At 61.0% G+C, this 24,082-nt stretch carries 21 protein-coding genes and 3 tRNA genes; 4 read left to right on the top strand and 20 right to left on the bottom strand.

Annotation, left to right across the window (positions count from 1 at the left end; all coding sequences use genetic code 11):
• The 6 genes from Q0J60_RS08005 to Q0J60_RS07980 all read right to left on the bottom strand — a co-directional run.
• A partial coding sequence (locus Q0J60_RS08005; RefSeq protein WP_294440366.1) for an MFS transporter occupies positions 1-635 on the bottom strand: 635 nt, incomplete at its 3' end.
• A 196-nt stretch (positions 636-831) separates the two neighbouring features.
• On the bottom strand, positions 832-1,725 hold the full coding sequence (locus tag Q0J60_RS08000) for a MaoC/PaaZ C-terminal domain-containing protein (protein WP_294440363.1): 894 nt from the start codon (positions 1,723-1,725) through the stop codon (positions 832-834).
• 12 nt (positions 1,726-1,737) lie between these two features.
• Positions 1,738-3,339 (bottom strand): crotonobetaine/carnitine-CoA ligase, encoded by a 1,602-nt coding sequence (gene caiC / locus Q0J60_RS07995; RefSeq protein ID WP_294440360.1) that lies wholly within the window; start codon positions 3,337-3,339, stop codon positions 1,738-1,740.
• A 105-nt stretch (positions 3,340-3,444) separates the two neighbouring features.
• Positions 3,445-4,665 carry an L-carnitine CoA-transferase gene (gene caiB / locus Q0J60_RS07990; protein WP_294440358.1) on the bottom strand — a complete coding sequence of 407 codons (1,221 nt, stop codon included), beginning with the start codon at positions 4,663-4,665 and terminating at the stop codon, positions 3,445-3,447.
• A 138-nt stretch (positions 4,666-4,803) separates the two neighbouring features.
• On the bottom strand, positions 4,804-5,955 hold the full coding sequence (gene caiA, locus Q0J60_RS07985; RefSeq protein WP_123209100.1) for a crotonobetainyl-CoA dehydrogenase: 1,152 nt from the start codon (positions 5,953-5,955) through the stop codon (positions 4,804-4,806).
• Positions 5,956-6,254: 299 nt separating this feature from the next.
• Positions 6,255-7,544: an MFS transporter gene (locus Q0J60_RS07980; protein ID WP_294440353.1), complete on the bottom strand. Its 1,290-nt coding sequence runs from the start codon at positions 7,542-7,544 to the stop codon at positions 6,255-6,257.
• A gap of 573 nt (positions 7,545-8,117) precedes the next feature.
• Between Q0J60_RS07980 and Q0J60_RS07975 the strand changes: the two genes are divergently transcribed.
• Complete coding sequence (locus tag Q0J60_RS07975) at positions 8,118-9,587, top strand: helix-turn-helix transcriptional regulator (RefSeq protein ID WP_294440351.1); 1,470 nt, start codon at positions 8,118-8,120, stop codon at positions 9,585-9,587.
• Between the two features lie 678 nt (positions 9,588-10,265).
• Here the strand turns inward: Q0J60_RS07975 and Q0J60_RS07970 are convergent.
• From Q0J60_RS07970 to Q0J60_RS07950, 5 genes are all read right to left on the bottom strand, one after another.
• Positions 10,266-10,565 carry a ferredoxin family protein gene (locus Q0J60_RS07970; protein WP_294440348.1) on the bottom strand — a complete coding sequence of 100 codons (300 nt, stop codon included), beginning with the start codon at positions 10,563-10,565 and terminating at the stop codon, positions 10,266-10,268.
• A complete protein-coding gene (locus Q0J60_RS07965; protein WP_294440346.1) occupies positions 10,562-11,854 on the bottom strand; it encodes an FAD-dependent oxidoreductase in 1,293 nt (430 codons plus the stop codon). The genes Q0J60_RS07970 and Q0J60_RS07965 overlap by 4 nt, the downstream gene beginning before the upstream one ends.
• Positions 11,855-12,027: 173 nt before the next feature.
• Positions 12,028-12,918, bottom strand: coding sequence for an electron transfer flavoprotein subunit alpha/FixB family protein (locus tag Q0J60_RS07960; RefSeq protein WP_294440344.1), 891 nt, complete (start codon positions 12,916-12,918; stop codon positions 12,028-12,030).
• Between the two features lie 21 nt (positions 12,919-12,939).
• Entirely contained in the window at positions 12,940-13,698 is a 759-nt protein-coding gene (gene fixA / locus Q0J60_RS07955; RefSeq protein WP_294440342.1) for a putative electron transfer flavoprotein FixA, read from the bottom strand.
• A 543-nt stretch (positions 13,699-14,241) separates the two neighbouring features.
• Complete coding sequence (locus Q0J60_RS07950; protein ID WP_294440340.1) at positions 14,242-15,396, bottom strand: acyl-CoA dehydrogenase family protein; 1,155 nt, start codon at positions 15,394-15,396, stop codon at positions 14,242-14,244.
• A gap of 365 nt (positions 15,397-15,761) precedes the next feature.
• On the opposite strand from Q0J60_RS07950, the gene Q0J60_RS07945 reads away from it, so the two are divergent.
• Positions 15,762-16,421 carry a TetR family transcriptional regulator gene (locus tag Q0J60_RS07945; protein WP_294440338.1) on the top strand — a complete coding sequence of 220 codons (660 nt, stop codon included), beginning with the start codon at positions 15,762-15,764 and terminating at the stop codon, positions 16,419-16,421.
• Positions 16,422-16,554: 133 nt separating this feature from the next.
• Here Q0J60_RS07945 and ndk read toward each other — a convergent pair whose 3' ends face one another.
• The 4 genes from ndk to Q0J60_RS07925 form a co-directional block, all read right to left on the bottom strand.
• On the bottom strand, positions 16,555-16,962 hold the full coding sequence (ndk, locus tag Q0J60_RS07940; RefSeq protein ID WP_123209109.1) for a nucleoside-diphosphate kinase: 408 nt from the start codon (positions 16,960-16,962) through the stop codon (positions 16,555-16,557).
• Between the two features lie 109 nt (positions 16,963-17,071).
• On the bottom strand, positions 17,072-18,439 hold the full coding sequence (locus tag Q0J60_RS07935) for a tetratricopeptide repeat protein (protein ID WP_294440337.1): 1,368 nt from the start codon (positions 18,437-18,439) through the stop codon (positions 17,072-17,074).
• A gap of 66 nt (positions 18,440-18,505) precedes the next feature.
• Positions 18,506-19,036: a peptidylprolyl isomerase gene (locus tag Q0J60_RS07930; protein WP_294440336.1), complete on the bottom strand. Its 531-nt coding sequence runs from the start codon at positions 19,034-19,036 to the stop codon at positions 18,506-18,508.
• A 273-nt stretch (positions 19,037-19,309) separates the two neighbouring features.
• A tRNA-Arg gene (locus tag Q0J60_RS07925) sits at positions 19,310-19,385 on the bottom strand.
• 54 nt (positions 19,386-19,439) lie between these two features.
• Between Q0J60_RS07925 and rlmD the strand changes: the two genes are divergently transcribed.
• Complete coding sequence (rlmD, locus tag Q0J60_RS07920) at positions 19,440-20,765, top strand: 23S rRNA (uracil(1939)-C(5))-methyltransferase RlmD (protein WP_294440334.1); 1,326 nt, start codon at positions 19,440-19,442, stop codon at positions 20,763-20,765.
• 184 nt (positions 20,766-20,949) lie between these two features.
• Complete coding sequence (locus tag Q0J60_RS07915) at positions 20,950-21,387, top strand: universal stress protein (RefSeq protein ID WP_294440332.1); 438 nt, start codon at positions 20,950-20,952, stop codon at positions 21,385-21,387.
• 344 nt (positions 21,388-21,731) lie between these two features.
• On the opposite strand, the gene Q0J60_RS07910 is transcribed toward Q0J60_RS07915, so the two are convergent.
• The 5 genes from Q0J60_RS07910 to Q0J60_RS07890 form a co-directional block, all read right to left on the bottom strand.
• Positions 21,732-21,805 (bottom strand) — tRNA-Gly (locus Q0J60_RS07910).
• A gap of 1 nt (position 21,806) precedes the next feature.
• Positions 21,807-21,883: transfer RNA gene (locus Q0J60_RS07905), tRNA-Pro, on the bottom strand.
• A 152-nt stretch (positions 21,884-22,035) separates the two neighbouring features.
• Positions 22,036-22,629, bottom strand: coding sequence for an RdgB/HAM1 family non-canonical purine NTP pyrophosphatase (gene rdgB / locus Q0J60_RS07900; protein ID WP_294440330.1), 594 nt, complete (start codon positions 22,627-22,629; stop codon positions 22,036-22,038).
• A 12-nt stretch (positions 22,630-22,641) separates the two neighbouring features.
• Complete coding sequence (gene rph / locus Q0J60_RS07895; RefSeq protein ID WP_294440327.1) at positions 22,642-23,367, bottom strand: ribonuclease PH; 726 nt, start codon at positions 23,365-23,367, stop codon at positions 22,642-22,644.
• A gap of 39 nt (positions 23,368-23,406) precedes the next feature.
• Positions 23,407-24,082: glutamate racemase (locus tag Q0J60_RS07890; RefSeq protein WP_294440325.1), on the bottom strand; the 676-nt coding region annotated here is incomplete at its 5' end.

The raw sequence follows: 24,082 nt of genomic DNA, 5'->3' as shown, positions 1-24,082 counted from the left end.
AAATACCACGCCGCCGAAACCATGCCCATAGACACCGAGCGGTGCTTCTTGGGCGTGAACTCGGCGATGAGCGAGGTGGCAATCGGATAGTCGGCACCCACGAACACGCCGATGAAGAAGCGCGCGGCAACAAGCTCCCACGCGGTGCTTGCGAACACGCTCAAAATCGAGAACAGCGCGATGGCCAGAATGTCGATGATGAACATCTTCTTGCGGCCGATGATGTCAGTGAGGTAGCCGCCCACGATGGTGCCCACGAGGATGCCCAGCATGACCGACGCACCGATGGCGGCGCTTTCCACGGAGCTCAGGTTGAACATCGGGGTGATCTGCGTCAGAGCCACGCCGATGAGCGAGAGCACATAGCCGTCCAAGAACGATCCGCCGCTCGAGAAGAACGAGATCTTGCGCAAAAACGGCGTCATCTGCACGTCGTCGATGGTCTTTTTCGCCGCCTTCTTCGTGCGCTCGGGGATGTGCTTGAAAGCATCCGCCAAGCCCTCGGGCGAAAAGCGGTCACGCGCCTTCTTGTACGAATGGGTGGATCGAACGTCGGGACCCAGGTCAGGAAGGCGTTGCTCCTTCTGCTCGGGCGGGCTTGTCACGTTGGTGTTCTTCTTCACGTCGTTGCTCATGGCGCGAACCTCCTCCTACGATCGCAGGCCCCATGCCTGCATTGCCTCGTCAAAGGCGCCAAATTGAGTCTGTGATGAATAGACGAACGGCCAGAATGCCTTATCTGTCCATCATGCACCCAATTCACGGTGGAGAACTATACAAGTCCCCCACCGTTGAACAAGCGTTACCTCCATGTACGGGCGCGCCGCACGACTATTCCCACTCCACCAGGCAGGAGTTCAGGAACGGCTTGGGCGTGCGCTCGCCCGCCGCCACCGCCGCGTCGAAGGCGTCGGCATCCACCACGCGGAAGCGCGCCTCGGTGTCAGAGATCTTCCACACCTGGGTGCGCAGCTTGGTGCCGGGCAGCACCGGGGAGGTGAAGCGGCACTTGAAGCGGCGCAGACGCTCGGGCTCGCCGGGGAACAGCAGCTTGATCACGTGGCGCATCGCGATGCCCGCGGTGCACACGCCGTGGTTGATGGGGCGCGCGAGTCCGGTCTGCTCGGTGTAGGCCCAGTCGATGTGCTGCTGGTGCCAGTCGCCCATCATGCGGTAGATCAGCGGCCAGTTGTAGCCAACGACCTCCTCATACACCATGTCAGGCTCGCGATCGGGGTACTCCACCACATCCTTCGGGGGCTGCTCGCCGCCGAAGCCGCCGTCGTAGATGCAGCAGTCGTAGGTCTCCACCGTGCACAGGTGCGTGCCGTCGGAGCTGTAGGACTTGCCCACCTGCTTGGACAGCGATCCACGACCCTCGCCGCGATCCCAGACGGCCTCCTGGGTCACGTAGGTCTCGATGTGGTCGTTCATCTTGAACGGCGCGTGGAAGTACACGTCGATGCCGTAATGCAGCGAGCCGGAGTAGTCGAAGCCGTAATCGAGGGTGGTGGTCATCTCCTCGTTCACGGTCAGCGGCACGCCGAAGATGGGCAGGACCTTGAGGTCAGGGTTCTTCGCGTCATGCTCATTGACATATTCGAGATCAACCTTGCCGTCCCAGCCGCAGCCGCAGCCCAGGGCGCAGATCTCGAGGTCCTTGAACGTATAGTCGCGCACGAAAGGCCCAAAGGTCTTCCCCACGATTTCAGTGCTGATTGCCATTGCGCTCCCTCCCTATTTCAAAAGCTTCTTGGCGATTTTGCCCACGCTGGTACGGGGCAGATCTGCAACAACTTCCCAGATCGAGGGGATCTTGAACCCGGCAAGACGGCTGCGGCAGAACGCGGTCACCTCGTCGGTATCCACGCTGCATCCCGGCTCGGGAATCAGAAACGCCTTGACCGCCTGGTCGCGCACCGGATCGGGCACGCCGATGACGGCGGCCTCGGCGACGGCGGGATGCTCCATGAGCACACCTTCCACCTCGGATGCCGAGATGTTCTCGCCTGAGCGCTTGATCATGTTGGACTTGCGGTCCACGAAGTAGAACCAACCCTGCGCGTCGCGATAGCCCTTGTCGCCCGAACGCAGCCACCCGTCGGCGGTGATGGTCTTGGCGGTGGCGGCCGGATCCTCGTAGTAGCCCTTCATGACACCCACGCCGGGAATCCCGCGCACCACGATCTCGCCCGTCTCGCCAGGCGCCACCGGCACCCCGGCGTCGTCGACGATCTCCACTTCGTAGCCCAGGCCCGCACGGCCGATGGACGGCCAGCGGCGCTCGCCGTACGGCAGATCGGTCAGGACCCAGCACACCGATTCGGTGGAACCGTAGCAGTTCATGAGGCGAATGCCGAAGCGCTCTTCGAAGGCGTCCTTCTCCTCCTCGGTGATGGCCAGATAGTATTGCGCGGAATGCACGTGATGGTCGAGCTCGCCCTCGTCGCGAGGCTGGAGCATCATCGTGCGAACGAGCATGGCCGTGAGCTGAAGCGACGTGGCGTGATACTCGCGCACCTGCTTCCAGAAGCGGCGCGCGCTGTACTTCTCGATGAACACGAGCGTCGCGCCCGCGGTCAGAACCGGCATGAGAGCGGCCAGATGGAAGTTGGAATGGAACGCCGGCATCGTGGTGAGCAGGCGATCTTCCGGCGTGAGCATGCACTGCCAATCGGTGTAGTAGCCGCCGAACAGCATGTTCGCATGCGTGAGCTCCACGCCTTTCGGGCACGACGTGGTGCCCGAGGTGAAGATGATCATCGCGGTATCCAGCTCGGAAAGCTCGCATGGAGCCTCCAGGACGTCGGAGCACTTGGCGACCTCGGCGTCGAAATCCACCGAATGACCGAACAGCGGCTCGCCCGCATGGTGGTGCGAAACCAGCAGATGCTTGATGGGATAGATGCGCTCGACCGGCGCGGGCACAGGGTTGCGCCACTCGATTTCCGAAGGAACGCCCTCCACATAGAAAGGCTGGCAGTCCGGCTCGGCAACTACGATGTCGATGTGGCACTTCTCGTAGACGAAGGCGCACTCCTCAACCATGTTCGCCATGTTGATGGGCACAGCCACGGCGCCGATCTTCGCAAGCGCCATAGCAGCCGACACGCATTCCGGCGAATTATAGAGCTGGAGAGCGACGTTATCGCCCTTCTTCACGCCCAGAGAAAGAAAGTAATTGGCAGTGCGGTTGATGAAGCGGTCGAACTCGGCGTAGGTGAATACCTGCTTCTGCCCCGCCTTGCTCTGATACTCCATGAAAACGTGGTCGCCACGCTCGACACGCAGCCGCTCCCAAAGGCTGCGCAGGTCGTCGTTACCTACGATGGTACTCATTGCAGTCCGTTTCCGTCGTATGGCCCCTTAAAGATGGAGCCCGCACGAGGCGGGCTCCATATCGTCCCTCACGATGCGCGAGCGCGCATCAGAATCAGGCGTCGATTAGTTCTCGCCGACAGCGATGGCGCCTTCGGCAACCAGCTCGTCGATCTTCTCCTTGGAGTAACCCAGCTTGGTGAGCACGTCCACGGTGTCGCCGCCCTTGGCGGGCATGGGACGCCAGATCTTGCCGGGGGTCTGCTCGAAGCGAGGCATCGGAGAGAGGCCCTTGAAGGTCTCGCCGTCTTTGGTCTCCCACTCGACGAAGTTGCCGCGGGCGGCCATATGGGGATCCTTCACCATGTCCTCGAACTCCAGGACGCTCTGAGCGGCGATGGCATGCTCGGCGAGGATGTCCTCGAGCTCAAGCTTGGTGCGCTCAAGCAGCCAAGCCTCGAGACGCTTCTCGAACTCCTTGGCGATGGGCATGGACAGCCACAGGGAAGCGGTGTCCTCGGGCAGGTCGGGGGTACCCCACTGATCGCCCAGGCCCAGCTCCTCGATAATCCACTTGTTCTGGCGGATGCCGAACAGGTTCAGAGCGATGAAGCCGTCCTTGCACTTGTACACGCCGATGCCGCACAGGTTCTGGTTGCGGGCGCCAGCGCGACCCCAGTTGATGCCGTCGTTGAGGTAGTCGACCAGGTAGTACTGGCTCATGTACATGATGCCCTCATACATTGCCCAGTCGATGCTCTCGCCCTCGCCGGTGCGCTCAGCCTTGCGCAGGGCGGCCAGAGAAGCGCCGATCAGCAGGTAGGAGTTGATGTAGTCACCGGAGTAAGGCATGGTGATCATCGGCTGCTCGGGAGTGCCGTTCTGGCAGGTGAAGCCAGCATAGGGGCCCACGGTGCCGTCGTAAGCGGGACGCTTGACGCGGTCGGGATCGCCGAACTTACCAAAGCCGGAGCAGTGGACGATGACCAGCTTGGGGTTAACGGCCCACATATCCTCGTCGGTGAAGCCCTTGCGGTCCCAGGTGCCGCCCTTGGAGGACTCGAAGAAGATGTCGGTGTCCTTCAGCATGTCAAGCAGGACCTGCTTGCCGCCGGGGGTGAACTGGTTCAGCTGGACGGAACGGCAGTTACGACGCTCGGCCTGAGCAGCGTTCTTGGCGTCGCGCACGGTGTCGCCATAGCCGGTGTTCTCGAGCCAGGTGACGTCGGCACCCCAGTCAGCCATGATGTTGCAGGCGCGGGGAATTGCCTCTTCCATAGCGGCGAAGACAATCTTCACGTCGTCAAGAACGCCAAAGGACGGCTTCTCGGTAGGAATTGCAGCCATTGGACTTCTCCTCACACTCAAAGAATTAGAAACTGCATGAGTCATCTTTGTAAGGATGGCTCGCCTGCGAGGGCCCGCAATGCTGCGGGCGCCCGCAGGAGGTGAAGCGGGCGGCGAGAGTGGCCGCCCGGATTCAACTTACTGGCGGTAAGGCTTGATGGCCATCTTGGAACCGGTGAGAATCATCATCTCGTCGGTGCCGCCGGAGATGCGGTCGACGCGCAGGTCGCGCCAGATGCGATTGATGCGATGCTCGGAAGCAACGGAGATGCCGCCGAGGATCTGCATGGCGTCGTCAACAACCTCGAAGGAAGCGTTGGCGCAGTAGTACTTGCAGCGAGCGGCCTGACCGGCGTCGACGTCGCCACCCAGGTTGACGTCGGCATTCCAAGCGGCCTCGTACAGCATGTTGCGCATGGCGTCGAGCTTGATCTTCATGTTGCAGAACTTCAGGGAGTTCAGCTGGAAGCGAGCGATCGGCTTGCCGAAGGCAACGCGGGTCCAAGCATGCTTAGCGGCATCCTCGAAGGCGGAGATAGCGGTGCCGTAGTCGCAGGCACCCACGAGCCAGCGCTCGAAGTTGAAGTCGGAAACGCCGCGGTTGAAGCCGTTGCCCTCTTTGCCGAAGAAGTCCTTCTCCTCCATCTCAACGTCGTTGAGGTAGACCTCGCAGCAGGAGTCCATGCGCAGGCCCAGCTTGGTCAGAGGCGACAGGGAAACGCCCGGCTTGGACATATCAACGAAGAACTCGGAGATGGTGTCCGGATTGTCGGCGTCGCGGCACATGATGATCAGGTACTTCACGCCCTTGGAGGAGGTGATGAAGGTCTTGGTGCCGTTCAGGTAGATCTTGCCGTCGCGACGCTGATAGGTGGTCTGCAGGCCAGACACGTCGGAGCCGGCGCCGGGCTCGGTGCAGGCGGAGTTGACTACCTGCTCGCCGGTACCAAGGTACTTCAGGCAGGCTTCGATCTGCTCCTCGGTGCCCTCGCGGACGATGGTGTTGTAACCGGTCAGCAGATACAGGACATAGGTGGGGGCGCCATACTGGCCGAGCACCTCGTAGATGGCCATCAGCGTGGTGATGGGCTCCTCGAGGCCCAGGCCGCCATGCTCCTCGTCGAGCATGATGCGGTCGAAGCCGAGCTCGCACAGACCCTTAGTCCAGCGCAGCGGGTACTCGTGCTTCTCGTCGCACTCATGGAAGTAGGTCTCCCAGTTCTCGGACTCCATGTAGTCGCGATAGGAATCCACGATCAGCTGCTGCTCGTCGGACAGTTTGAAATCCATGTCAACCTCCTGTAGTTTCGGATTTCACCTTCCGGTCCTCCGCCTTGCGGCTTCGGGCCGAATTACCAAAGACGTACGCCATATCAGGCGGGCGTATGCGCCTCATGAGCGGTGCCCGGGAGGGCTGGGTGGACAAAGGAGGCTTCCAACTGCGTACCGCTCATGAGAAGCATGCGTTGATCATGCGTCTCATAGGTCTTGTCAAGGGGTTTCACGGGGCGGGCAGGCGGTATGTCTTGCCCGCCCCATATCTGATGAGAGTTCCCGACGGTCACGTCGTCGGCAGGGGGTCTTACGCGTTAGTTCTCAGCGTTAGCAGTGTTGGCGGCAGCGTGCTTCTTGACGGTGCGCAGGCACATGATCAGCATCACGATGCCGAAGACTGCGAACATGATTTCGAAGCCGAAGATCATGTCGTACGCCGCGGTGCCGGAAGCGTCGATCATGGAGCCGTACCAGGTGTGGATGAACACGTCGGGCACGAAGCCGATGACGGACAGCAGGCCGGAAGCGGTGCCGAAGATTCGCATCGGGATACCCAGCTCAGACAGAGGGGAGGAGCCGATGGAGAAGGCGCCGTAGGTGAAGAATCCGAACACCACGACCAGGGCCAGAGCAACCATGGCGAGGTTGGTGTCCTGAGGCAGGACGATGAACACGCCCAGGACCACGATAGCCATCACGAAGCAGCCGAGAATGGTCTTGGTGGACTTGATGCGAGCAGCGATGACGCCCAGGACAGGACCAGCGAGCAGGCCGATACCATAGGTACGGATGAGGCCGGCGACGTTGACCATGTTGGGGTCGGCGCCCATGGCGGTCAGGTACGGGGTGGTGTAGGTAGCGCCCTGGTACACGCAGTACACTGCGAAGTACGCGAGGCATGCCCAGATGACGCCGGGGGTCTTGACGGCCTCGAGAGCGTCGGCCAGGCTGAACAGCTTGGAGTCCTTGTTGATCTCGCCCTTGAAGTCGGGGATCAGGATGAAGGACAGAACACCCAGCAGAGCGATCAGCACGCCCAGGAAGATGAGCAGAGCCTGCACGCCCTGAGCGGGCACGGGGATAGCGGCCACGATGGCAGCGTTGATCAGGCCGATGACCAGGCCGGCAACGCCGTAGATGGAGTAGCTCACGCCGATGCGGGCGGGATACTCGTTCTCCTCGCAGCACAGACGGATGACCTTAAAGCGAGTGCCCCACCAGATGAGGATGGAGGTGATGCCCATGCCGATGAACAGAACATAGCACATGAACAGCGAAGGCAGCGTCGCATAGATGAAGGTCAGGATGGCGGTGCCCACGAAGCCAACCCAGGCCAGGGTGCGCATGCGGAACTTGTCAGCCACGATGCCGGAGGGCAGGTAGCAGATGAGGGCCGCGATGCCGTAGCAGGACACCAGAGCGCCGAGGTCGGCGTTGGTGCAACCCAGAGCCTGCATCAGGGGCTCGTAGAACACGTTCTTCAGATACATCGGGGTGTAGATGATGGAAGAACCCATGGAGATGAGGATGATCAAGAACCACTTGTGCAGACCGCTGAGGTCCTTGTAGGTCACCTCGCCCTTGCTCTTAGCAAGAAAAGACATTGTTTTCCCTTTCTCAAGTAAGGCCTGCGAAACCCTCTCACGCTTCGCAGGAATCCAGACGTCCCTTCTTGTCTATAGCCCTTGGAAGATCGTTCGCCTAAGGTAAGGTTCGCGTTCGCGCGATTCATGTTCGCTTCGAGCATCCGAGGAATATAGATAGGAACGGGAATCGTCTTGCCGTCGTCGGACGGCTTGCGTTTCGGCCCCCTTAGCCGACGTGCATCCGCCTCCTTTCACGGGTGAATGCCCCTTGCCCCCACTCGCATGCTCAAAACCTTGCCTGGCATGCGCATTGCGGGGTGCAAGACCAGATGTGGGCATTTTGTGCCGCAAAGAGCAAAACGGGTATCGCTCGAACGCCATGAAATCCTCATTACCTGAATACTCGCTATCAGGTTTTTTTCGACTACTCATTTTTTAGGGATACACCTCACGTGGCGTTATCTTGTATCTTAGATGCGTAACAATTCTGCAAGGGTTAAGTAATCACCCCCTATTGCTCCTCGAAATGGAGTACTGTTTTATAGGACGCGATGATAGATAGTTGGGTATTCCATAGGAAGCGAGGATGCCTTGGAACAGATTTCAGGCTCTGCCGCCACTAAATTGACGGAGGAAACCAAGGAACGTTTCGGCTTGTACTATCTCGCCACCACGCTGCTGCTCGCGTGGTATTACAGCCTTTGGTTCACGCCCAACATCTTCGTGCATAGCAATTTACTGTCCGATAACGTCACGTTTTCGTGGCTTGCGACACTCGCCGCGTCGGGAATCGCGTTTCTGGTTCTGGCGAATCTCTTTAATAAGATAGATAAGCAGCTCTATCAGATGCCGTCGCTGATGATCATCGCCGGTGTCGTTGCCGCAGGGGCCACAGCGTCTTACACGCTGTGGAGCGACGCCGTTTTAAACACTGTAGCGGCACTCGTGATATTCCCTCTCCTCTTCGGCCTCTCCAACGCCATCATCTGGATCGGACTGGGCGAATATCACGCCCGTAAGAAGTCCTCGTTCTCCACCCATAAGTTCCTGGGTGTGTTCGGCGCGGTGATGCTCGCCTCGATGCTTTTCACCACCATTGCGCCTCACATCGTGGCCGTAGCGTTTGTGACGCTGCTCCCCATCGCAAGCGTGGTTCTCTACCTGCATGAAAGCAAGGCGCTCGGTGCTACCCCGCTCCCCACGCTTCTCCCCACGGACACGCGCAAGAAGACGCTTAAACCCACGGTGATCATCTCCGTGACCATCTTCATCGGATGTGCGGCCTGCTACTACAACATCGCCATCATCCCGTCAGACATGCTGAGCCCGGGCGGCATCTGGCCCGATGACATGTCGTACGTGATTGGCATTTCGTGCTCGGCCCTGGCCGCCGGCGTTATCGCCATCTGCCAGGCGACCATCTCCAAGAACATCGTCACCTACCGTTTCCTCCCCTGGCTGCTGGTGGCCACGGTGGCGGCGATTTCGCTCTTCGTTAACGGCGATCCCCTGCTGTATCCGTATTCATTCATCATCACCGTCGCCATCGCGGGAATCTTCGAAGTCATGCTGATCGGATACTTCGGTACGCTTTCCGCTAAAGGCTTTGTGGCCACCGCCATGGCTTTCGGCATGTCCAGCGCCGTAGTGCGCCTAGGGTTCTTCTTCGGCGACAGCGTGGCCGTGTTCTACGAGCAGAACCCCGTGCTTCACGAGCAGCTTTCCACCGAAACGGCAATCGTATTCCTATGCCTGCTTGCCATTTGCCTCATTCCGCTCATGCGCCAAGAAAGCGTGATTCTGCAGCTCACCACTGCCCCGTCTAAGAACAACGAGGTTGAAGAGGTGTGCGACGCCGCCATCGCCGAGTTCGCGCTCTCTAAGCGCGAGGGCGAGATCCTCAAGCTGTTCGCGCGCGGCTACACCATCGACAGTATCTCCAAGAAGCTCGTCATATCGCCCTACACCACGCAGACGCACGTGCGCCACATCTACTCCAAGATGCACGTGCACAAGCGCTCAGAGCTCTTGGACTACATCAACATGCACCGCTCCGAGTAGGCTCCCAATCCCCCTCCCTCGAAAGACCGTGCCATGGCTCGCTCATACCGCTTAATGAGGCTACCAAGCGTTGGGTTGGTCAAAAAGAGCGAGCAATGGGCGTAACGCCTGCTGAAAACCTTCCATATGGTCATTTCTGAAGCGAATGGGCGATTTCACAATTTAAGAAACCAGGCTAGCCATCCAATACATGCCATTTGTCGCAATACATGCCTCGTTTCGTTCGAAACAACCCCTCATCTATCGTTCGGCGAGCGGTTTTGAGAAATCAGAACAGTTACGTGAACAAGATTGCCACCCATTTGGTTCATTTTTTGACCGTCAGACCTCCTACAAACGTCCTAATCGCCCAGACGATTCAAAATTGACCAGCTGATGGGCCGACCCGCTCAGCATACGCAAACTGAGTATGTGGTTGAACGGGATGCTGCCCCAGTGACATTGTGATCCACGGACAAATACGGACACACTTTTGTCCTATAAGCCCCAACTACAGCATGCATTCAAGCGCAATGCATAACGACGCAGACCATACCCAGACACAACTCATATCCAGTACGTCAGTGAAAAAAGAAAGGACCGGGGGGTTTCCCGGTCCTTTCAATGCATCATAGCGGAAGCGACGCTCAGTACCCGTGGTGGGTCCGATAGAGGCAGCCTTCGGTATCCGCAATAGGCTTAGCCGAAGCGGTACTCAACACCCATGGTGGGCTGAGGATTCTCCCACTTCTTGATGATGGTGTCGCCGCACGCGACGCGGCAGGTGCCGCACTCGAGGCAGCCGGCGTAGTCGAAGGACTTACGGCCTTCCTCGTCGCGCTTGTACAGCGCAGCGGGGCACACCATGATCAGCTTGTCGAACTCCTCGTCGGAGGGCTCGTCGACCAGCTCGATGTGGGCGCTGGTCTCGTCGACCTCGTACTTGTTCAGCGACAGGTACTCGTCGACGTTGACGGTGAATTTGATGTCTCGACTCATAGGGCCTTCATCGCTCCCCTCACGTCCTTGAACAGGTTCATGAAGCCGACGCCCTTGACGATGGGCATCATGGTCTTCTTCATGGGCGGCACAGGGGTGCCGTCAACGACGAACATGCCGTTCATCATGTCGCGGATCATCTCCGGGTAGCCGCAGAACATGCGGTCGAAGTGCTCCATGAAGTTAGGCACGTTCTTGAACTGGCGCAGGTCCTTGAGGACGAAGGAGTTCTCCAGGGCGTCCACATAGCACTGCAGGCCGGCCTTGGAGGTGTCGCCCGCGTCGAGCGCCTTGGCGGCAGCCTGGCCAGCCATCTGGCCAGCGGCCACGGCGTAGTCCATGCCGCGCACCGTGTAGCCCAGGTTCACGCACATGGTGGCGTTGTCGCCGGCGATGAGCACGCCGTCGGCAATCAGGTCGGGCATCGTGGTGATGCCGCCCTCGGGAACCATGTGGCCGGAATGCTCGACCAGCTTGGCGCCCTTGAGCACAGGAGCGACCTCGGGACGGTTCTTCAGGTCCTCGAGCATCTGATACACAGGCACGGTGGCCTTCTCAGCAGTAGCCTCGATGCCGGCAACGATACCGATGGAGATGGACTCCTTGTTGGTGTAGATGATGCCGCCACCGAAGGTGCCATGCGTGCAGTCGCCGGCGAACAGCCATGCGGCACCCTCGCCGGGGTTGCACTGGAAGCGCTTCTCGATCTCCTCAGCGGGGAGCTCGAAGACTTCCTTCACTCCCACGGCCATCTGGGCCGCGGAGGGCTTGGGGGCGCCCACGGCCTGTTCAGCGAGCAGGGAGTTCGCGCCGTCGCACAGGACGACGACATCAGCGGTGATCTCGTCGCCGCCGGCGGAAACGCCGGTGACCTTGCCGTTCTCGTCCTTCAGCAGCTCTTCCACGGCGATGCCGTAGATGTACTCGGCGCCGGCGTCCTCAGCCTGCTCGGCCAGCCACTGGTCGAAGGTGGAACGGAGCACGGTGTAGGACTCCTGGCCGTCCTTCAGCAGAGCGTCGGAGGCGAAGTCGATGGTGAAGTTGGAGTCGGGGGACATCAGAGAGATGCGCTCGTGCGAAACCTTGCGCTCGAACGGAATCTCGTCGTAGTTGTCGGGGAAGACGGCACGCAGGCAGTGACCGTAGATACGGCCGCCCGTCATGTTCTTCGCGCCGGCGAAGTTGCCGCGCTCGACCACGAGCACGGACTTGCCCGCCTTCGCGAGCTCATAGGCCGCCACCGCACCGGCGCAGCCGGAACCCACGACAATTGCGTCGAAGTCAGCCATTGGCTTACATCCTTTCACGGGGGTTGCGTCCCGAAAGGCTTCCGGGACGTGCCGCCGGGCGTGTGCCCCGCGGCATTCTAGATTGAGGGCGCGCCCGAAGACGCGCCCTCACGTGCTTATGAGAAAGCTAGTCCATCACGCCGCAAGACGGGCGGACGGAACGCGACCGATGCCTACAGGGCGGCGGTCAGCGCAGGGAGGACGGTCTTGATGTCGCCCACCAGACCGTAGTCGCACTGCTTGAAGATGGGGGCGTTCTTGTCCTTGTTGATGGCGAACAGAGCACCCGCGCGGTTGCAGCCGACCATGTGCTGCATCTGGCCGGAGATGCCGCAGGCCACGTAGACCTTGGGGGACAGCATCAGGCCGGACACGCCGATGTAGACCTCGGTGGGCAGCCAGTCGACGCCCTCGGTCAGAGGACGGGAGCAGCCGAGGCCGGCGCCCAGCTTCTCGCACAGGTCGTCGGCGAGCTTGAGCTCGTCCTTCTCGGCGAAGCCGCGGCCAGCGGCCACGACGACGTCGGCCTTGAACAGGTCAACGCCGCTCTTCTCGATGGGCTTGGAGGCCACGAGCTTGACAGCCTTGGCGGGAGCAACCCAAGCGAGCTCCTCGACGGCGTTGGTGCCGGAGGCCTGAGCCTCGGCGAACACGCCAGCACCCACGGTGTAGAAAGCGACGGAGCCAGCAGCCTTCTGCTGCTTCTGGCCGACGCCACCGAAGAACATGTTGGTGGCGACGTCGCCCTCGAAGGCGATGACGTCGGTGATCACGGAAGCACCGGCATGGGCGGCCAGCTTGCCGGCCACAACCTTGACGTGCTTAGTGGGCTCGGCGAACACAGCGCCGGGCTGCTCGGCATCGAAGGCGGCGATCACGGTGTCGGCGGCGTCGTCGAACACAGCACCCTCGGGCAGAGCCACATGCAGAACCTTGTCGGCGACAGCGGCGGGAACCTCCATGTCGCCCACAGCGACGAGAACGACCTCGTCAGCCACGGTACGGGCGCCGGCGCACAGCTCGCGGGCGGCGTCGGAACGTTCAGCGAGAACGAAAGCTTTCATCTCTTATATCCTGCCTTTCCCTTACAGCGCGGCCTTGATGGCGGCGGCGAACTTCTCGATGGCGCCGTCGTCGGCGGCGTCCATGATCTCGAGCTTGCGGTCGGCCTGCTCGGGGGCCTTGCAGTCGACGACCTCGATGGCGTTGGCGTAGGAGCCCTCGGCGCCAGCGACGTTCATCGGCTTCTTGCCGGCAGCCAGGATGTCCTTCATGCCGGGGATGCGGGGCAGCGCGATGTCGGGGGTGACGGACACGACGGCGGGCAGCGGAACCTCGACGGTCTCGATGACATCCTCGAGGGTGCGCTCGACGGTCACAAAGCCGTCGCCGGCCTCGATCTTGGTGGCACCGTTGACAACGGGCAGACCCAGCTTGGCGGCCAGCTGCACGTCAACCTGCTGCGCGTAGTTGTCGGCAGAGCCGTCGCCGCACAGGATCAGGTCGTACTCGCCCACCTTGGCGATGAGCTCAGCCAGGGCCTCGGCGGTGGCATGGGCGTCAAGGCCGTCGCAGGAATCGTCGGCGGTCATATAGAGCTCGTCGACGCCACGGGCCAGAACGTTCTTCTTCATCTTGGAGTCGTCGATCTTGGAGCCACCCACGGTGACGCCCACGACGCTGGAGCCCTCGTTGGCAGCGGCCAGCTGAGCGGCGGCCTCCATGGCGTTCAGGTCGTAGGTCGAGACGATCGGCTTAGCCTTGGAGTAGTCCAGGCTGCGGTCACCGGACACCTGGATGTCCTGATCGTCAGGAACGACCTTGAAAGAAACAACGATTTTCATCTTGTGCCTTTCCCTTCTCGGTAGCGTTTCTTCTTCTGCCTCTCGCGTTGCAAATCGGAGTCCGTAAGCACGAAGCCCTCGACGCAACGGGTTTGCCTCTTGCCCGATGCGCATCTACGAAGGAATTGCGTGCTTCGCCTCCGATGCGGACGGGCTAAGTATAGCGTAAAAATCGAAGTGTTACGTTGGGATTGATGCGTAACACCGCTGCGAACCACCCCGCAAATACAGCATCACGGCACCTGAATTCAATGCGATTTTGCTCGCATTTAACCAGGTCATCGAAAATACTCGTTTTCTTGTGATGTAAAAAACGGGGTTTCGCGGCAAAAAAGTGAGCGATTCGGGCCTCGTTCGCGGCGAATGGCGGCCAAGGAGCCCGCCGGATTTCTTGCGCCGCTTGCGCGACCCCGATAGCGCCCTGTATGAAAAGGGGCGGATTGAAGGAAATTTCACATCCCCTTCATAATCCGCCCCATTTTAGGACGCTGAACCGCCGTTCGCCGTCATTGGTGTGACGTTGAACCGCGTCAGTAACACGAACTAGTCGGCGTACTTCTTGGCGACCTGACGGCCGGCGATGTAGGCCATGATTTCATGGGTGCCGCCGCCGAACATGTTGCCGCGCATGTCGGCCCACAGACGGCCGATGCGAACCTCGGTGGTGTAGCCAAGGCCGGCGTAGATCTCCAGAGCCATGTCGGCAACCTGGAAGCACTCAGCGCAACCGTAGCGCTTCAGCAGAGCGGAGTCGAGCTGCACCGGAATGCCGTTGTCGAGCTCCCACAGCACCTTGTACAGCATGTTGCGGGTGTTCTGAACCTTGATCTCCATGTCGGTCAGGAGCTCCTGGATCATCTGGAACTTGGCGATCGGCTTGCCGAAGGCGAGACGCTGGTTGGCGTACTTGGCGGCGTCCTCGAGGGCGGCCTGAGCCAGACCAACCTGCTCGGCCACGATGAAGGCGCGCTCAACCTCAAAGTTCTTCATGAGCATCATGAAGCCTTCGCCCTGCTTGCCCATGCGGTCAGCCTCGGTCACCACGACGTCGTCCAGGTAAACCTCGCAGAACGGGATGCACTGCTGGCCGATCTTGTGCAGAGGAGCGGTGGAAACGCCCTCGCGGTCCATATTGATGTACCAGAGGCTCATGGAACCGTTCTCGCGAGAGGGATCCTCGTCCTTGGCGATGACGATGGTGTACGGCAGGGCGGCGCCCATGGTAACCCAGGTCTTCTGGCCGTTCAGACGGTAGGTGCCGTCCTCCTGCTTCTTGGCGACGCAGGTCATGGAGCGGTTGTCGGAACCAGCACCGGGCTCAGAGATGGACAGAGAAGCGATGGGCCAACCGGTCTCCATGTAGTGGTCGACGGCGTGCTGCTTCTGCTCCTCGGTGCCGAACTCCATGATGTCGAACATGGACAGGGAGTTCTGATAGAGGATGTGCATGCAGCCGCTGCAACGATACAGCTCTTCGATCATCAGGCCGATGGTCACCTTGTCGGCCGGGATTCCGCCGTACTCCTCGGGGATACCCATCAGACCGAAGCCTGCATCGCGATAAGCCTCGGCGATCTCGTCGGGCATGCTGTTGGTCTCGTACATCTCCTTGATGACGTCCTCGGTGAAGTAGCGATCGCAGAACTCGCGCACGCTCTCGAGCAGCAACTCCTGTTCATCGGTCAAAGCGAAATCCATATTTTCCTCCTCGAATGTAGGATTTGGCCTAGCTGAATGAGCGCATGGACGGCCCGTTCAGTCTTTCTATGGCGAGAATACTCACTTTTCACACCCTCATGGATGGTCAGTTTTTTTGTTTTGTATAAATTTTTTTCAAATTACGGTCATTTGGCCGTTTTCGTATAAATCTTGGAGAATTCATAAGCAATGGATATAAAACGCAGTTCAGGGCTTATTTCGCATCATTTTTCGCCAATCTGTACTACAATTATCGAAGTTTGTCCTAGGGCATTTTTTAAAAACTGTACCGCATTTGACGTTCATGCTCTTCCAAGGCATCCGCCTTGCGTCAGCGGACTCGCGCGAAAGGAATAGAGAGGCATATGAGTTCTGTCGACACCATGTCAATCATGGGCGAGGCGTTTGTCGAGCTAGCCGCTCAATCGCCCCTCGAGAAGATCTCGGTATCGGACATCGTCGCCGCGTCGGGCAAGAACCGCAAGACGTTCTACTACCACTTCGAAGACAAAAGCCATCTGATTCGCTGGATCTTCCGCAGCGATTTGGCCGAGGTGCTGCATGAGCGCTTCGACGAAGAGCACCTCGTGTACGAGAACCCGCAAGACCCCGGCGCCATGCCCGAGCTCCCCTACTACGCGTTCCGCAAAAGCGGAGTGCGCTCGCTGGACGGTTCGGAATTCATACGCGCCCTGGCCGACACGCTTCAGAAGCGCCCCGAATACTACGGCAAGGCGCTGCGCGGCGTCGAGCCCGACAGCCTGCGCGCCTACCTGGTTCGCCTTTACGTGCCCGCATTCGAGAAAGACATCCATTTCATTCTGAGCAACCGCTCACTCGACCGCGCCAACGTGAAGTTCCTGGCCGAGTTCTACGCCGGCGCGCTCGTGTCGTACCTGGCCTCCAAGGCCTCCTCCCCCGCCACCTCCCATGACCTGCTCCATGACATGGGCCCGTTCGGCAACATCATCCACTCGTCCATGGAAAACGAAATCAAAGAGCAGCAGATGCGCCGCAGCTTCTAAGCAGCGCTGGCAAAGAACAATCCCCCTTGCATACAAAAAGGCTCCGGAACGAATCCGGAGCCTTTGTTTTAGGCGCATGCCTTATTGCGGACGCAGCCCAGCGGGCAGTGCGCCCTAGAATCTTGGCGAATGATTAAGCGCCGAAGAAAATGCCGATCTCGCGCTCGGCGGACTCGGGGGAGTCGGAGCCGTGGATGACGTTCTCGTCCATGATCAGGCCAAAGTCGCCGCGGATGGTGCCAGGGGCAGCCTCGGCGGGGTTGGTGGCGCCCATGAGCGTGCGCATCTTCTTGATGGCGCCCTCGCCGGACACGACCATCTTGACCACGGGGCCGCTGGTGATGTACTCGATCAGGCCGTTGTAGAAGGGCTTGCCCTCATGCTCGGCGTAGTTGGCGGCAGCCTGCTCGGGGGTCACGTTGGCAAGCTCCATGCGCTCGATGGTCAGACCGCTGCGCTCGATGCGGGCGATGATCTCGCCCATGTGACGGTTGCGCACGGCATCGGGCTTGAGCATGGAATAGGTCTTCTCAATTGCCATTCTGATTTTTCCTTTCTCGATAATGCCACAGGCATTTGACGGCGAATGCGAAACATAAGAAGCAGGCCGCCTGCGCATTATCAACGCGGCGCACGACGACCCGCCGGGATTACTGCTGCTGGGAGGCGAACTCCATCTCGATGTCAGATATCTTCCATCCGATCAGGTCGCGCACCATTTCGACGCGGTAGGTGACGTCTCCCCCTTCGGCCGCCTGGGCGGTCACGTATACGGTGGAGTTGGACATGCTCTTATCCACGGAGTTCACCGTGATATCGGAGTCCTGCACCACGCCGCGCATCTCGGAGTTCACCGCGTCAGCGCTCATGTTGGAGGTGAAGTACTCCTGAGCGTTGGACGTGTCGGAGAACAGGCCGCGCACCACGCTCTCCTGCGTGGGATAGCCGTAGCCCTGCGTGTACAGGAACACGCAGCCCGCGGCGGCGATCAGAAGCAGCGCGAACAGGAACACGAGAATCTTCAGACCCACGTTGCGGCGCTTGCGATCCTTCTTCGCGATGCTCTTGGAATAACGCTCGAGTTCTTCCTCGCTGGCGTTGAAGAAGCGGTCGTCGCCCGAAGCGTAGCCGTCCTGCACGTCATAGCCGTAGGCCTCGGCCGGGAAGTACTGCGGGTCGGTGTAGTAAGGATCCTGTGCCATGAGCGGGGCGCCGTCAGCGGCGACATCCAGGCCGGACATGTCGGACTGAGGCTCGATGGCCTGCGTCTGACCCGCGAGGGGCTGCATGGCGGCGGTGCCGGTGGCCACGGCCTTGGCAGCCAGGCTGTAGTCGACGCTTGCCGACTCGCTCAGGAAGTAGGTCTTGTCGGCCAAGGCGGCCTCGAAGGCGCTCATGGCCTTCTGCATCTGGTTGCAGGCGACATACGCCTGGCCCAGGTTGGCATACATCTTGTTGCGCGTGGCGGGGTCCATGTCGAACTGCAGCGCGCTCTCGTAGGACTGCACGGCATCGGCCGGACGGTTGAGCGCCATGAAGCACACGCCCAGGTTGAGCAGCGCCTTCGTGGGATCGGGATTGCGCGCGTCCAGCGCGGCCTCGCGGAACGCCACGCCCGCCTCGGCGTTCTTGCCCAGCTTGAGCAGCGCGTTGCCCATGCCCAGGTAGGCTTTGTAAGGAGCGTCGTACTTCGCGTCGGAAACGGCGATCTCAAAATGCTCGACCGCATCCTCGTAGTCATGCAAGAAGGCGTAGGCCTTGGCCAGGTTGCAGTTCACCGCGCCGCACGCGTCGTAGGCAGCATCGGTCGTGGCCTGCGTGTAGGCGCTGATGGCCTCGTCGAACTGCTGCAGCTGCAGATAGCAGTTGCCCAGCTGATGATACAGATAGCCAACATCCCCGGGCCCCTTGGCAATCGTGGGGTCGGAGATGCACTGCCCGAACAGAGCGAGCGCCGTCTGGAAATCGCGAGCCTGGTAAGCTGCGCGTGCGGATGCGATGTACTGGTTGTCAATCATGGAAGTCGTCTTCTCCTTGGGCCGTTTCCCGTCGCTTGCGCGGGGAGCGGGCCACGATGGGTGCGTTTAATCTGCGTTCTCGATGACGATGGTCTCGATCACGTCGCCGACGCGAAGCTGCGCGATGACGTCTTTGCCCTCGATGGTCTGGCCGAACACGGTGTAACCGGAGTCAAGACCGTGCTGCGGGCCCAGGCACAGGTAGAACTGGGAGCCGGCGGAGTCGGGCATCTGGGAGCGAGCCATGGCCAGCGCGCCGTCGTCATGGGAGTTGTGGGGGTTGGTGGTGTACTCCTGCTTGATGGTGTAGCCGGGGCCACCGGTGCCCAGACCCGCCCACGGATTGCCCGCGGCGGCCTTCACCTGCTCGGGGTCAAGGTCGCGCGTGTTGGGGCAGCCGCCCTGGATGACGAAGCCGGGAACGTAGCGATGGAACTTCAGGCTGTCGTAGAAGCCCTTGCGTGCGAGCTCCACGAAGTTGCCCACGTGGATGGGGGCGTCTTCGCCCGCGAGCTGAACGCGGATGTCACCCTTGGACGTCTTGATGACGGCGACCTCGCGGCCGCTGGGCTTGTATTCGGGGGTGTACAGCGCCATCGTGCTTCCTTTCTCTCACTATATAAATGGTGCGCGCGGCATCATGGATATGCGAATGGCGTTTAGGACGGGCCTAGCCCCGTCGACGAAACGCCAACCAACCCGTAAATGGTGCGCTCGGCGGGGCTCCCGCGTCCGCTTATACGGACGTTCGACCCCCGGCCAAAGCCTTCGGGCAAATTCCTAAAAACTGCCCACCCGGCAGTCTTTTCGTAGCGGAATTCCACCCGAACGGGTTCGAACCCGCCGACGGAACACCAACGTACTTGCAAATGGTGCCCTCGGCGGGATTCGAACCCACGGCACCTTGCTCCGGAGGCAAGTGCTCTATCCCCTGAGCTACGAGGGCGCATTAGCGTTCGAAATTATACTGTAAAATGAGCCAAGCGAGAAATGAGGATATATGCACGAGAAAATAACCATAGAAAGACTCACCTACGGAGATGCGGGCGTCGGGCGCGCGGCAAGTGGGAAAACTGTGTTCGTGAACAGCGTAGTTCCGGGTGACGTGGTGTCGGTCGATGTGACGGCCGACAAGGGCAATTACCTGGAGGCACAGCTCAACGAAGTGTTGACCCCCTCCCCCGACCGCGTGACGCCCGCGTGCCCCCTGGCCGACATCTGCGGCGGCTGCGGTTGGCAGCAGGTGAGCTACGAGCGCCAGATCGCCGAGAAGCGCGACAACGTGGTGTCGCAGCTGCAGCGCGTGGGCGGGTTCGCTCCTGAACGCGCGCAGGAACTGGTGGCCGCCTGCGTTCCTTCGAAAAAGCAGATGGGCTACCGTAACAAGCTGGAGTTCAGCTGTGCCGATGTGTCCGGCAAGGGATTCATGATGGGCTACCACCGCAAAGGCTCCGACGAGATCGTGGCGCCGGATGCATGCCCCTTGGCGCACAAGGCCATCCAGCGCGTGCCCAAGGCGGTGCGCGGGGCGCTGCGATACCTGAATTCGCGCGGCGACCTGGGAATCTATCGCGTTGGCATCCGCCATTCAGCACGCACGGGCGACCTGGAAATCGCCCTGTGGACCAATCCCAGCGGCTTCCCGCGCGCGATGGTGGCGAAAACGCTCGAACAGGCAACCAAGGCGACGGGCGTGGTGCGCGTGATGACCAGCGACACCGGCAAGGCGCGCAAGCTCAAAGGCATCGAGGTGCTGGGCGGCGCGGCGCGATGGCGCGAACGCGTAGGCGACGAGGAGCTCGCCGTGAGCGCCCCGTCGTTTTTCCAGGTGAACAGCGCCCAGGCCGACAAGCTGGTGAAAATCGCCCTCGACGGACTGGAAATTGGCGAAGAGGATTACGTGGCCGACCTGTACTGCGGCGTGGGAACGTTCACGCTGCCCATGGCACGCGCGGCCGAGATGGTGTTCGCCGTGGAAAGCTACGGCTCCAGCGTGCGCGACCTGCGGCGTGCGAGCGAGGCGGCGCATCTGGACAACATCGAGATCATCGGCGGCGACGCGGCGCGCGAACTGCCCGAACTCGGCGAACTTGACGCGCTGCTGGTTGACCCGCCCCGCGCGGGCTTGGCTGCCGAGATTATCGGCAGCATCGCAGAGGCCGGCCCCACACGCATGGCGTACGTAAGCTGCAACCCTTCCACCTGGGCGCGCGACGTGAAGCGCCTGGAAGAGGCTGGGTACGAGCTTGTGGGCGCCACCCCGGTTGACATGTTCCCCCAGACGCATCACGTGGAGGTCGTCTCGCACTTCAGACGCACGTTCTAGGCAGCCTGGCCGAAAGTGCCCGAGTTCGTTCAAGGTTACGGGAGGTTCACGCGGCATGTCGCGAGCCTTCCGGCGCCTGTGGCGGAGTATACTAAGCTTATAGGGAGAAAGCCTCTCCGCCTTGCGATTTTGAAGGCGCTGCCGATGATTCCGCACGGGCGAAGCACACGACAAGGAGGACATTATGGCACTGAAGAAAATCCTGGTCGCATACGACGGGTCCGAATGCGGCAAGAAGGCGCTTGCGCAAGCCGGCGACATCGCAGGGCTCGATTCGTCCATTGAAGTGGACGTAGTGAACGTTGTGGCGGTGCCGCTGCTTTCCGACGATCAGATGACGAGCTTCGCCTCCATCCTCGACATGATGGAGAAGGACGCCTGGGAGCTGCTTGACCAGGCGGTGGCGATTCTGGACGAGAACGGCGCCGGCGATAATACCGTGCAGGAGCTGCTGGTCAAGGGTACCGACCCCGCGCGCGAGATCGCGAAACTTGTGGAGAAGGAAGGCTACGACCTGGTGATCGTGGGTAGTCGCGGCCTCTCTGGCTGGAAGGAGTTTATGGGCAGCGTGAGCCACAAGCTCCTCGGCGAAGTGGACGTGCCCGTGCTGGTGGTGAAGTAGTCGCCATACCTGCACCGGCGATGAGGCTATCGCTATTCTTGTCGTTTCATACTGCAAGTTCGCATCAATTCTTGCAGTTTCATACGACAAGCAAGAGTAAGTGCCACTGAACGCAAAACGAGCCAGGAAGTTTTCCTGGCTCGTTGCATTTCGTGGAGCGGGTGACGGGAATCCCGCGCCCGCTTCGCGAGCGCTCTACCCCTCGGGCTTCCGCCCTCGGGCGATTCGCTAAAAACCGCCCACTGGGCGGTTTTCTTCACGCGAATCCACCTCATCGGTTCGATTCCCTATACGTCGCTGAACGCAAAACGGGCCAGGAAGTTTTCCTGGCCCGTTGCATTTCGTGGAGCGGGTGACGGGAATCGAACCCGCGTCATGAGCTTGGAAGGCTCAGGTTCTACCATTGAACTACACCCGCATGGTCGGGACGACAGGATTCGAACCTGCGACATCCTGCTCCCAAAGCAGGCGCGCTACCAAACTGCGCCACGTCCCGGCGCTGCTATCCTGTCGAACAGCTTGCCTATTATAGCAAAGGAACGCAGGCCTTCAAGACTTTTCTACAGCATCTCGATCCTGCGCCGCTCGCTTGCGCATTCGACGCGCGGCACAACGGCTTTGCCCCGCGTCGTCGTCGCAGGCCAGCCGCTAATGCGCCAGCTTCTCCTTGAGAGCGCGCAGCGCGTTGCCGCGGTGGCTGATGGCGTTCTTCTCCTCCTGGGTAACCTCGGCGAGCGTCTTAGCGCCGCCGAATTCGTCGGGCAGAAACATAGGGTCGTAGCCAAAGCCGCCCTCGCCCGACAAACCGTGCGCGATGCGGCCCTCGATGGTGCCGAACGCCGTGGTTTCCGAACCGTCCTCATCCACGAACGCCAGTACGCACACGAAGCGCGCCGTGCGCTTCTCGTCAGGCACGCCCTCGAGCTCGGCCAGCACCTTGGCGTTGCTGGCATCGTCGTCGCCATGCACGCCGCAATAGCGGGCGCTGAACACGCCGGGGGCGCCGTCGAGCGCGTCCACGGCCAGGCCCGAGTCATCGGCGAGCGCCGCCAAGCCGGTGGCCTCGTGCGCGGCACGGGCCTTGATGAGCGCATTGCCCTCGAAGGTATCGGCATCCTCAGCGGGTTCGGGGTACGGCTCGCAATCGGCGAGCGTCAGAAACTCCCAGCCCTCGAAGTTGAGCGCGGTTTCGATCTCTTCCACCTTGTGCTTGTTGTTGGTGGCGATAACTACCTTTTTCATCGCTTCGCTCCCCTATTCCAGGCCCAGCACCTGGCGCTGCAGAACTAGCAGCTGCCCAATGCCCTCCTCGGCCATGTCCAGCATGTCGTTCAGGCGGGCGCGCGAGAACGGCACCTGCTCGCCCGTGCCCTGGACCTCGACGAACTCACCCTTGGCATTCATGACCACGTTCATATCGATCTCGGCCGAGGAATCCTCGCGATAGTCCAGATCCAGAAGCAGGCGCCCGTCCACAAGCCCCACGCTCACGGCGGCCACCTGGCCGAACAGCGGATTCACCTTGACCTTGCCCGATGCCTTCCACATCTCGAAGGCATCGTAGGCGGCCACCCAGGCGCCCGTGATGGACGCGGTGCGCGTGCCGCCGTCGGCCTGCAGCACGTCGCAGTCGATGGTCATGGTGACCTCGCCGCCCATGTTGGACAGGTCGCACACGTTGCGTAAGCTGCGGCCGATCAGACGCTCGATTTCCTGGCTGCGGCCCTTGCGGCCCTTAGTCTCGCGCGGCGTGCGCTTGGCCGTCGACGCAGGCAGCATGGCGTATTCGGCGGTCAGCCAGCCCTTGCCCGAGCCCTTGCGCCATGCGCCCACGCGTTCCTCGATGGTGGCGCTGCACAGCACGTGCGTGTCGCCGCATTTCACCAGGCAGCTGCCGGCGGCGTTCTTCATCACCGCGCGCTCGAGCGTCACGGGGCGCAGTTCGCGATCCTTGCGATTACCAATACGTGTTGCAAACATATGATGCTCCTTTGCGGGCAGAAATATACGAAATCGATTCTACAACGTGTCCAGGTCCACATGAGCGGGACGCGCGATTGGCTGGTTGAACACGCGCGAGCCGAACGCTTGGAAATCATCCACGTCGGCCGAGGACGTGAAGAACTCGCGCACCGCTTGGTTGTCGGGCGCAGCAAGCTGGCCGCGGCGCGCAAGGGTGTCGTGGACGTCTTTGGCCATCTCCTCGGCGGAAGAAACCAGCAAAACCCTGTGCCCCATCACGCCGCCGATCAGCGCCTTGAGCATGGGGTAATGCGTGCAGCCCAGCACGAGCGTGTCCACGCCGCACCGGCGCAGCGGCTCAAGGTAGTCCTGCGCGATTTCCTGGAACGCGGGGCGGATGTACACCTTGGAGGCAAGGCTGGTGAGGTCCTCGATGGGGCCCTTGGACATGCGAATGCCCTGCTCGACGATGTCCACGAATTTGGGCGTGGCCGTTGAGAACACGGTGATGCCGGCGTCGATGTGGCGAATGGCGCGCGGATAGCACTCGCTTTCGACCGTACCCTTGGTGGCGATGACGCCCACGCGGCGGTTCCTGGTGGCACGCGCAGCGGCACGGGCGCCCGGTTCGACCGCGCCGATCACGGGGATGGAGAACGTGCGCTGGGCGTGCTCCAAGCCGGCGCCGGTGGCGGTCTTGCAGGCGATGACCAGCATCTTCACGCCGCGAGAC

This window comes from uncultured Slackia sp., from assembly GCF_944321625.1.
Taxonomy (GTDB): Bacteria; Actinomycetota; Coriobacteriia; order Coriobacteriales; family Eggerthellaceae; genus Slackia.
The sequence above is the reverse complement of the archived record's forward strand: the minus strand, read 5'-3'. Positions and strand labels throughout refer to the sequence as shown.